10 protein-coding genes are annotated in these 9,967 nt (G+C 36.6%); all 10 read right to left on the reverse strand.

Translation table 11 applies throughout. The features are described from left to right. On the reverse strand, positions 1–288 hold a 288-nt coding region (locus LMF89_RS24190; protein WP_229537391.1), incomplete at its 3' end, for a glutathionylspermidine synthase family protein. A 110-nt stretch (positions 289–398) separates the two neighbouring features. After that, entirely contained in the window at positions 399–686 is a 288-nt protein-coding gene (locus tag LMF89_RS24195) for a hypothetical protein (protein WP_229537392.1), read from the reverse strand. Between the two features lies 1 nt (position 687). Continuing rightward, a complete protein-coding gene (locus tag LMF89_RS24200; RefSeq protein WP_229537393.1) occupies positions 688–1,143 on the reverse strand; it encodes a hypothetical protein in 456 nt (151 codons plus the stop codon). A gap of 514 nt (positions 1,144–1,657) precedes the next feature. Continuing rightward, positions 1,658–1,951, reverse strand: coding sequence for a hypothetical protein (locus tag LMF89_RS24205; protein ID WP_229537394.1), 294 nt, complete (start codon positions 1,949–1,951; stop codon positions 1,658–1,660). 816 nt (positions 1,952–2,767) lie between these two features. Next, the gene (locus LMF89_RS24210; protein ID WP_229537395.1) at positions 2,768–3,718 is read right to left on the reverse strand and encodes a DMT family transporter; all 951 of its coding nucleotides are present in this window, start codon (positions 3,716–3,718) and stop codon (positions 2,768–2,770) included. Between the two features lie 34 nt (positions 3,719–3,752). Beyond that, positions 3,753–4,706, reverse strand: coding sequence for an ABC transporter ATP-binding protein (locus LMF89_RS24215; protein ID WP_229537396.1), 954 nt, complete (start codon positions 4,704–4,706; stop codon positions 3,753–3,755). Beyond that, positions 4,678–5,499, reverse strand: coding sequence for an ABC transporter ATP-binding protein (locus LMF89_RS24220; RefSeq protein ID WP_229537397.1), 822 nt, complete (start codon positions 5,497–5,499; stop codon positions 4,678–4,680). Before LMF89_RS24220 ends, LMF89_RS24215 begins: the two co-directional genes overlap by 29 nt. Beyond that, positions 5,496–7,040: an ABC transporter substrate-binding protein gene (locus LMF89_RS24225; RefSeq protein ID WP_229537398.1), complete on the reverse strand. Its 1,545-nt coding sequence runs from the start codon at positions 7,038–7,040 to the stop codon at positions 5,496–5,498. Before LMF89_RS24225 ends, LMF89_RS24220 begins: the two co-directional genes overlap by 4 nt. A 13-nt stretch (positions 7,041–7,053) precedes the next feature. Beyond that, positions 7,054–7,875 (reverse strand): nickel transporter permease, encoded by an 822-nt coding sequence (nikC, locus tag LMF89_RS24230; protein ID WP_229537400.1) that lies wholly within the window; start codon positions 7,873–7,875, stop codon positions 7,054–7,056. Between the two features lie 10 nt (positions 7,876–7,885). Next, positions 7,886–8,824 carry a nickel ABC transporter permease gene (nikB, locus tag LMF89_RS24235; RefSeq protein ID WP_229537399.1) on the reverse strand — a complete coding sequence of 313 codons (939 nt, stop codon included), beginning with the start codon at positions 8,822–8,824 and terminating at the stop codon, positions 7,886–7,888. Between the last annotated feature and the right edge of the window lie 1,143 nt (positions 8,825–9,967).

Consider the following 9,967-nt stretch of genomic DNA (forward strand, 5'->3'; position numbering starts at 1 on the left):
CGCCCGCACGGTTCTGTGAGGGTTGCGCGTCGTGAGACGCGCTTCTACTCGACCATGTTTGCCCCCAAGCATTTTTAAGCCCTCAGCAGTTCTGGCAAAGTCAAATCTCCCAATCAATGTCGGTATGGCTCTCATCATCGGTAGTCTCACTGCGCCAAACATTTGAGAAGGAATGCCCAGTTCCCTCAGCAATACATCGTTCCCTTGCTGAACAGCTGCAATCATTTTGGTAAATATCGTACCCAATCGTTCTGTCGCATACGCCAGTTCCTGCCTGTCACATCTCAAAAGTTCTCTTGGTGACGCCAGTGCGTATTCCTGTCCGTACAAACAGTCCCAAGAAAAGATGCCTTGTTCACGCAATGGTTGGTAGATTTTCTCACGCCGGTTAGCATAATTCATCCTCCACCGCCTATTCCATGACTCCCAATGCCACCGTGTGCCGCTGTACCAGTGGAGATGTGTCCGTCAGAACTGGGACTTGCTGATCCGTTTTGGGACACTCCCGAGGTCCGCCATCCTGAACTGGAATGATGACTCATGCTTGCTTTACAATCATCACAGTATCCGTCACCGTTCGCGTCTACGTGTACGTGATTGCCTCCCACGCTACCGCAGCCAGAACTTAAGGTGAGAGATGCCGCTAAAAACATGGCCACAATTAACTTATCTTTTTTATCACCCATATTATAGACCTCCACTTGCCTGTACGGCGTAATACACGTATATCTTAGAATCCTCGTCGATCTCCGCTGAACTTTTTTGCCATTCCTGACCTAACCAGTATACGTAATCGCTTTGCAGAAAAAGTAGCATTTCTATATTATTAGTCATCTCAAATACGTGGATTAAGGGAAAATATGCAGCATTTTCAACATACTGCCGAAGTTCCACCCTCCGTCTATTGTTTGCTTTTATAGGCGGAGAGTTCTCAAGCCAATCTTGCTGCTGAGCCTCCTGCACATAAATCTTATACGTTGGTGGCTCTGCAGCGCAGGATTTCCTTTCATAGGTAATGCCGTCTTTGACAAAATAGTCACAAACGAACCGAATGGCAATCTCTGTGGCATCCATATTGTCATAGTAATATCGAAGAGGGAAATTCTTAGTTTCATCAAGCAACCTATATTCAAGCCTAGCCATACCGTCCTCCCCTATTTATAATGTTTGATCAATTTTATTACTTGCATCCTCTCTTTTTAGATACTTTATGCATCTAATTTTTATACTTTAGGTAAGCAAAGACTGTTAACATCCATATTGGCAAATTAAGTAAACTAAGACTCCACACCAAAAATTATCCCCATATAACATATCAAATGTACTTGAACATTCTTTTTCTGCATTAAGCTTCGCATTCAAATTCATCATTAAATCACAAAACTCCTGCCAAATTTTCTACAAAAATTTGGCAGGAGTTCTTTCGCTATTATAAATGATACGGTTCCCCCCGATTAATCTTAAATGCTATACAATATTAAAATTCAGTAACTTACGGATAGCTAGCTTAATCAACGAGGGACAAGGTTGCCTGTCTCATCCAAATACCTACTATTAATCTATCTCGAATTCAACTAAGTCTATAGTGACACTGGGGACGTCACTGTGCAAAAACAACCTGGCGTTCCTTTTCCCTTTTGTCTCTAGTTCCAACAGTTTACCGTCTTGATGGCTCCCAGGACAATGCCTGCATTATAAATCGTATAGAGTCAGAAAATCCTTGTCGATAACTAACGGCCATACTCGCTGCTTCCCTTTCATTGTTTTTATCTGCCAGCCAACTTAATGTGCGATGTAAATGTGGAGGCAATGCTGCACGTAATTCATCTTCATATTCTTTGGCCGCTATATCGGAATAATAATAGTCATTTGATACTTGCTGCAATGGTATATTAAGACTAACATCCTCCATCGAATCCATTGCACTTTCAAAAAGGCTTTCTTTTTTCACGATAATCCTCTCCTTAATATTTAAAATGAACTCCTGCCATGTCCTTAATCGATTGTCCTTATCCATGTACTCCATATAATCTTATTTTTATAAGCATTACGATCTCTTACCTTCTACTGACACCACTATATATCCCCCCATCTTCATACTGCATGAAGTTTCTTCTATCCGTATTTGCGGATAGAAGAAACCAGCAAATAGCTGTTTTGGGGGAAATTAAAAAGCGCATGCGAGGTCTATTCAACCTACACATGCGCTTTGCTTCATCTTGATTGCATGCAGACGCAAAGCCTCTATCAATGAACCACAATACTATTATCCCCCGAACATACCATCCCTTGTCTTCAAGGAAAGTTCACGGTATAATAAATTGTCGTCGTAGACAGTTAGCTGTTACGTGTAGGTGCCTTGTACACCTGCTCGTGCCTAGGAGTGTTCCCGCACTCTTAGGACACGGCGACTTTTTAATTTCCACCTATTACTAATTATATTACTTTTTATGGGGATTGCAAGCAAAAGTAACGTGGAAAACCAGTTCCTATTTCATAAAAATGAATGTACTAAACTGCTCCGCTGTAATAGGCGGATTTTCTTTTTAAATTTAGCTTTTGCTTACCTAAGTGTCAATTTACCTGTCCCTTTGACATAGGAAAAAAGGCAGCCAGTACTTGTATAAAAGTGCGGATTTCCTTTTCTATAAAATTTTCGAATCAATTAGAGTGTATTTTATTGGTACAGGCTAGAGTTAGGACTGTCTACAGTAAAAGCTGAGGTTGCTTTTCACACGCTCTGCCGTCCCCTTGTCTCGCACAGTCATCACTTTGTGGCTGAGGGATTTAAATTTTTATTCCTATTAACAATCCAAATCCCCATACAAGCTAAAACTAGAGCTGCCAAGTTTTTAACCTCAAATATTGTCTCCCCTAGCAAAAGAGCAGAAAGTATAGCACCGAATATAGGTGTCAAAAAGTTAAATACAGTGATATTTCCAACTTTGTTATATTTATATAACGTAGACCATATTACTAATGCCACTGATGATAAAAGAACCAAATATAATAATAGTAATCCAGCTTCTGCTGAATCAATTGTTAGAGTTCTACCAGCTGATTTTCCTATTGCTATAAGCATTAGACTTCCAAATATAAGCTGCCATGCAGTTGTAACAAATACATCATTGTTCTTCACTAAGCTTCTATTGTACAAACTTCCTATGGACTCCATTAAAGATGATAAGATCACAAATCCATCGCCTATTAAATTGAAAGATCCACTAAGGCCTCCACCTTCAAAGTTAAGTACTATAATTGATAAAAAACCGATAGTACAACCTATAATCTTATTTGCAGACAGCTTGTCATCCTTATAGATAAAGTGAACAAGAATAATGTTTATAAAGGAACCTAAGGAGCCAAGTATAGAACTCCTTACCCCTGTGGTATTTGCCATACCTATATAAAGGAAAACATATTGCATAAGAGTATATACAAATCCTAATAATAAAAAGCTCTTAGAATCTGATATAGATTTTGGCATTATACTTTTTCCTATTAATTTCTGTATAACCAATAAAATTATCCCTGCTGCTAAAAATCTGTAGCCAGCGAATATGAGTTTTGAGAAACTATCATTTGATTGTATGCAAAAAACGCCATAGCCTAGTTTAATTACTGGATATGCACTCCCCCATAGAAATGTACATAAAATGGCTAGTAAAACTATATATTTCTTGTTTGTAAATATTTTTTCTGCATTAAACTTTAACATCTTTAATTGAGTCATCTCCTATAATGATGGGTAGTCATAAATGACAAGCTATGAAGTGGTTTGTTGCTATTTCTTTTAATTCAGGTTTTTCCTTCAAGCATTTATCCATACATTTTGCGCACCTGGAACTAAAACCGCATCCATGCGTCATGTCCGAAGCACTAGGAGGCTCTCCTTTTATTATTTCTATTTCAGTATCATTTTTACTTTTAACAGAGAAAACTGAAGAGAGTAAAGCTTTTGTATATGGATGAACAGCATCTGTAGTAAGTTTATTGCTGTCTATTACTTCAACAATTCGTCCAAGATACATTACTATGATTCTATGGCTTATATTTCTAACTACTGCTAAATCATGACCGATAAAAATATATGACAAACCCTTCTCTTTCTGTAGATCCTTAAGAAGTCTAATTACCTGCTCTTGTATAGAAACATCTAAAGCTGATGTGGCTTCATCGCATATTATGACTTCAGGCTCTAGGGATATGGCTCTTGCTATTGCAACCCTTTGCTTTTGTCCTCCACTTATCTGATGAGGATATCTCCTCATAAAGTCCTCTGTCAAACCAACCATTGCAAGCAATTTTTTTGCTTGAACTTCAGCCTCACGTTTGCTCATAAGCTTAAAATTTAGCAGTGGCTCACTTACAATATCTCTAATTTTCATACGGGGATTAAAGGATTCAGCAGGATCCTGAAATATCATCTGTAGCTTTTTTCGGTTTTGTCTAAGCTCTTCGCCCTTTAAGTGAGTAATATCTCTGTTATGATAAATAATATTACCTGAGGTTACACCTTCCAATTGAGTAAGAATTTTAGCTATTGTGCTTTTACCACAACCACTTTCACCAACGATGCCTAAGCACTCACCTGCATGTAATTCAAAACTTACATTGTCAACTGCAGTTAATTTCTTGCCATTTTTCAAATCAAATTTCTTTGTAAGATTTCTTATTTTAAGCACTGGTTCTTTCTCTTTCCCCAATGTCGCTTCCTCCCAGTTCGGGTACTACTGATAATAGATCTTTTGTATACTGGCTCTTTGGCTTATTTATAACTTGATCTCTATTTCCCCATTCCACTAATTCACCTTGTCTCATTACTGCAATTTTATCACACATATAAGCAGCTACCCCCATATTGTGCGTAACTATTATTATACTTGTATTAAAATTACTCCTAAGCTCCAACATTTGCCTTACAACCTGTGCTTGAACGGTTACATCAAGAGCACTAGTTGGCTCATCAGCTAAAAGAAGTTCTGGTTCCATTGTCATTGCCATAGCTATAGCTACCCTTTGCTTCATACCACCGCTTAATTCAAACGGATATGAATTCATAATACGACTTGCATCTGGCAACTGCATTTTTCCAAGCATATCAACAGCTTTATCATAGGCGACCGCTTTTGAAATATCAAAATGGCTCCTTATTGTTTCAATAAATTGGTCTCCAATTTTTAAAATAGGAGTTAATGATCGCCCTGCATCTTGAAATATCATTGCTATCCTATTTCCTCGAATTTCTCTCCATTCTTTCTTAGAAAATTGAACAAGGTTTCTTTCTTTAAAAATAATATTCCCAGAACAGATGCTGCTTCCCGCAGGTAGTATCCCTAATATAGCACGTAAAAGTGTGGACTTTCCGCTGCCGCTTTCACCTACTATTCCAACTATTTCTTTGTGCCCAATGGACATATTTACATTTTTCACTACGGGCTCTTGCCTGCCATATTTTATAGAAACATTATTTACATTTAAAAAGTTTTTTTCTATCATTTTTTATCTGCTTTGTTATCCAACATATAGAAATCTATTGGATAAACTTCCATTCCGCTGACTGTACTTTTGCTTACTCTATTACTCATTGGAGTAACAAGGAATAAACCTGCATTATCCTCTAATAAGTTTTGTTGTATTTTTGTGGCTAAATCATATCGTTTTTGAGTCTCATATTCATTTTTAAGTTTATCAATAAGCGAATCCACGGTTGGGTTGCTATATTTCCCAAAGTTTGTGCTTCCATCGGTTCTAAAATACGACTCTAAAAATGCCTGTGGATCTCCAGTAGTTGCTGTATTTACATTGTATAAGCAAAGATCAAAATCTCCACTCTTTAGTATCGGGTTTACTGACTCATAAGATTTTAAATTAGCGGCTATTCCAATCTCTTTAAGCTGTGCTTGCATAGCTTCCCCAATTACTGGAATTTCCGCACGTGTTGGGAATACAGCAATATTTAATGATAAATTTTTACCATCTTTCTCTACTATTCCATCCCCATTTGTATCTTTATAACCTGCATCATTTAATAACTTAGTTGCTTCTGCTTTGTTATATGTGTACCCTGTAAGGTTTTTATTTCCATAAGGAAGTGATCCCGAAAAAGGTCCTACGGCAGGTACAGCAGTTCCCTTAAGTAGTGATTTACTATAAGAATCTCTATCCACGCCTAGGGCTATTGCTTTACGAACTGCTGGATCTTTTAAGAATTCATTTTCAAAATTAAAATATGACATTACTATTCTAAGGCTAGTAGTTGTGCTTATAGCATACTTTGATTTATCCTCAAATAATGATAAATTGTTTATTGAAACATTGTTTGCTACGTCAATTTCACCTGATTGTAGAGCCATTGAACGTGTGTTGTCGTCTTTTATATATTTAAAAGTTGCCTCATTTATAAGTGCTTTTCCACCCCAATAATCGTTATATCTTTCTACGACCACTTGTGAACCATCTGTATATGATTTAATTTTGAAAGGACCCGTACCTATTGGAGCCTTAGCAAATGTATCTGCTGCAGCAGTAGTATCAACAATTGAGTTAATAGGATCAGCCAAGTTCCCTAAAAGTGTTGTATGCGGTATCTTAGTAGTTATGGTAAGATTTTGTCCCTCTGCTGTTATTGAATCTACAGCTAGCATTTCCTGTGCTCTTGGATTTGATTTCAGTGCTCTTTCTAAAGATGACTTTACTGTGCTTGCTGTAAGTTGAGTATCATTGTGGAATTTAACCCCGTCTCTTATATGAAACTGCCAAGTTAAGTCATCTACTTTTTTCCATGAGTCAGCTAGTGAAGGTTCTATCTCCATATTTTTATTAAATTTAACCAAAGTTTCGCCTATACCATACATGGAAACATACCATCCATTCCATTCAAGTGCAGGATCTAAGTTTGTTTGAAAGAGATTTAGTCCAACTACAATATTTTTTGTTTCTTTGTTACTAACTTTGTCCTCAGAGTTACTTTTGCTGCAGCCTACAATGCTTGTACATAACATAGCTATTAAACTTACAATTAGCAATCTTTTTTTCATTTAAAATCTCTCCTTAATAATTTTTATGTTGATCTAATATATCTCTAATACTTTCCCCTAGTAGATTAAATACAGTTACAGTTATAAACATAGCAATACCTGGATATATGATGAGCCATGGTGCAGTTTGTATGTATGCTCTGCCTTCGTTAATCATATATCCCCATTCAGGAGTAGGTGGCTGTGCACCAAGTCCTAAAAATGAAAGAGATGATATCTCAAGCAGCATAGTTCCAATATCCAATGTAGCCATCACAATAAGAGATGGGATTATATTGGGCAACACATACTTCAAAATTATTTGATATTGTTTAGCACCACCTATTTGGGCTGCTTTAATGTAATCTTTATTTCTTATAGAAATTGCTAGTCCCCGGCTTACTCGTGCATATTTAGCCCAATTCACTACAAATAAAGCTATAATTGCATTTGTGGAACTAGGCCCAAGAACCCCAGCAATAGCTATAGCAAAAATAATTCCTGGAAAAGCAAGAAATATATCGCAAAATCTCATTACTACTATATCTGCTATCCCACCGAAATACCCTGCTATTGTTCCTGCTGCTGTCCCAACTATAAATACTGTTGTTACTAGAATAAAGGTCATTTTTAAAGAATTCAGTGCACCATACAGGATTCTAGAAAACAAATCTCTTCCCAATTGATCTGTTCCTAGCCAATATATAGAATTTGGTTTCATTAATGTATTTCTCATATCAATCTTAAGTGGATCATGAGGTACTATATAAGGTGCAAGTATACTTATTAAAACTAAAACAAATGTCAATATAAAATAAATCTTAAAGGATTTATTTTCTCTCAGAATTAAGTTCATTCCTTCCAAATTAAGCCCTCTTTTCTAAACGGATACGTGGGTCTAAAATATAATAAGAAATATCCACTAACATATTAATCAACATATAAATAACTGTCATCCATACAACATAGCCTTGTATTAATGGATAATCCCTTGTAAATATAGCCTCAATGGCCAGCTTGCCAACTCCAGGCCATGAAAAAATAGATTCTATAATTACTACTCCACCAAGTAACACTCCAAAAGTTAACCCTAATTGGGTTATAATAGGCACTAATGAATTCCTCAGAACATGCTTTAATACTATTCCCCTACCACTAATACCTCTAGCTTTTGCACCAACTACATAATCCTGAGATAGCTCTTCCAATACGAAAGCCCTTACCTGTCTTGTATATCTTGATGCCAATAATATAGTCATAGAAGCCGAAGGCAATATAATACTTGTCCAATTTGAGTCACCCATCACAGGCAAAACTTTAAGCTTCAATGCGAATATATACATCAGTATTAGCCCATTCCAAGGTGCCGGTAATGATATACCAAGAAAGGATACAGCTCTTATTATATTGTCTAATACTTTATTTCTATGTAATGCTGATATTATCCCTAATGGCAGTGCTATTAGGGTGGTCATTAGTATCGTTATTCCTGCAAGCTTAAAAGTAGCAGGCAAAGCACTTAATATCAAATCCAACACAGGCTTGTTATATTTATAGGAAGTGCCAAAGTCTCCATTCAACACATTTGTCAGCCAATGCAAATACTGAGCGAAAAAGGGTTTGTTTAATCCCATCCCTTCTCTAACTTGCTGTATAAGTTCTGGAGAAGGAGTTGTTCCAGTGGCGCTAAGCATTAGCTCTGCTGGATCACCTGGTGAAAGATATGTTAGCGCAAAAGATAAAAATGTAATTCCGAATAACACAGGTATTAAGTAGATTAATCTTTTTATTACGTACTTTCCCAAATTGTTTTTATCATCCTCTCTATTAATCCCTGGAATCATCTTTTAAAGCCAATGAAAACTAACTTTAAGATGATTAAAAAATTTCAACTAAAAACAATGATAGTTTTTATCATTGCAAATGATATTCATTATCACACAATGCACTCATTATATATGAGCTTTCAAAATATATCAACAGGTAAAAACTGGGGTCAGGCTTGAGTTATTAATAATTTGATTTATGTGACTAAAACAAGATCATGAGAAAAACAACTCAATTTTGCCATAAGTCAAGCCTGAACCCAATTGCTCCTCTATGCCGACCGTCTTAGTTGGTACAGAAGTTGCAAGTACAATTAATTATATTGCGATTGCCCATGTCGGCGTTATTGATCATGATTTACTGTCAATAAGTATGGCTAAAGCTCACTATTCAAATCAGAAATTCCGTGGGGTCAGGCTTGAGTTATTTTAAATTGACTTATTCCCAGAAAAAATCAGGACAAAAGGGAAATTCCTTTTTGACAACTTTATAGTGAATATCCTAGTAAATTATACTATCCTTTCGACAGCTTTTTAAATTCCTCTCATATAGCCATAAACATATTTCTGTGAGTTTGATTCGGAAGAGAAAGTCAATTCTTTAGGTCTTTATCATTCATTTTCTAGAATATTTGATAAGCTTGGACTACCATATGTGACAATCTTTAGATTTTACCTAAAAAGCCGAAAGGGTCAATGTTATTATAAGCGGAGGTTAAGTATCACGGCGAAGCGTTAATAACATTGACCCTTCCCCTCCTTACAGAAAAAAATATCTCTTCTAAAAAGAACAGTTTCCCTAACCAAACCGCCCCTACCCTCAACATTTTGAGGATAGGGGCGGTACCCATTTACCTATTCTACTCTTACAGACTTCGCTACACATGTAGGACACTGGGGACGACAACTTGATGACAGCATTTCTGTTCTAGCACAGGAACAAGGAGACTGTCAGAGACAAAGAAGCGTCACCTGACTCACTATACAAAATAGCGGTTGGCTTAATGTGCAAACCAACATTCGAAGTCTTTAACCCTCTTATAATGATGCTACCTAGAATAAAAGAGGAGACCAGCTAACTAAAGTCAAGCCCTCACTAGAAAAAAATGATCACTTCAAAAA

The sequence above is a fragment of the Pelosinus baikalensis genome (assembly GCF_020819555.1).
GTDB lineage: Bacteria > Bacillota > Negativicutes > DSM-13327 > DSM-13327 > Pelosinus > Pelosinus baikalensis.

Coding starts and splice junctions, on each gene's coding strand:
- LMF89_RS24225 (WP_229537398.1), bottom strand. CDS start 7,040: ATGAAAAAAAGATTGCTAATTGTAAGTTTAATAGCTATGTTATGTACA.
- nikC (WP_229537400.1), bottom strand. CDS start 7,875: ATGAACTTAATTCTGAGAGAAAATAAATCCTTTAAGATTTATTTTATA.
- LMF89_RS24200 (WP_229537393.1), bottom strand. CDS start 1,143: ATGGCTAGGCTTGAATATAGGTTGCTTGATGAAACTAAGAATTTCCCT.
- LMF89_RS24210 (WP_229537395.1), bottom strand. CDS start 3,718: ATGTTAAAGTTTAATGCAGAAAAAATATTTACAAACAAGAAATATATA.
- LMF89_RS24195 (WP_229537392.1), bottom strand. CDS start 686: ATGGGTGATAAAAAAGATAAGTTAATTGTGGCCATGTTTTTAGCGGCA.
- LMF89_RS24220 (WP_229537397.1), bottom strand. CDS start 5,499: ATGATAGAAAAAAACTTTTTAAATGTAAATAATGTTTCTATAAAATAT.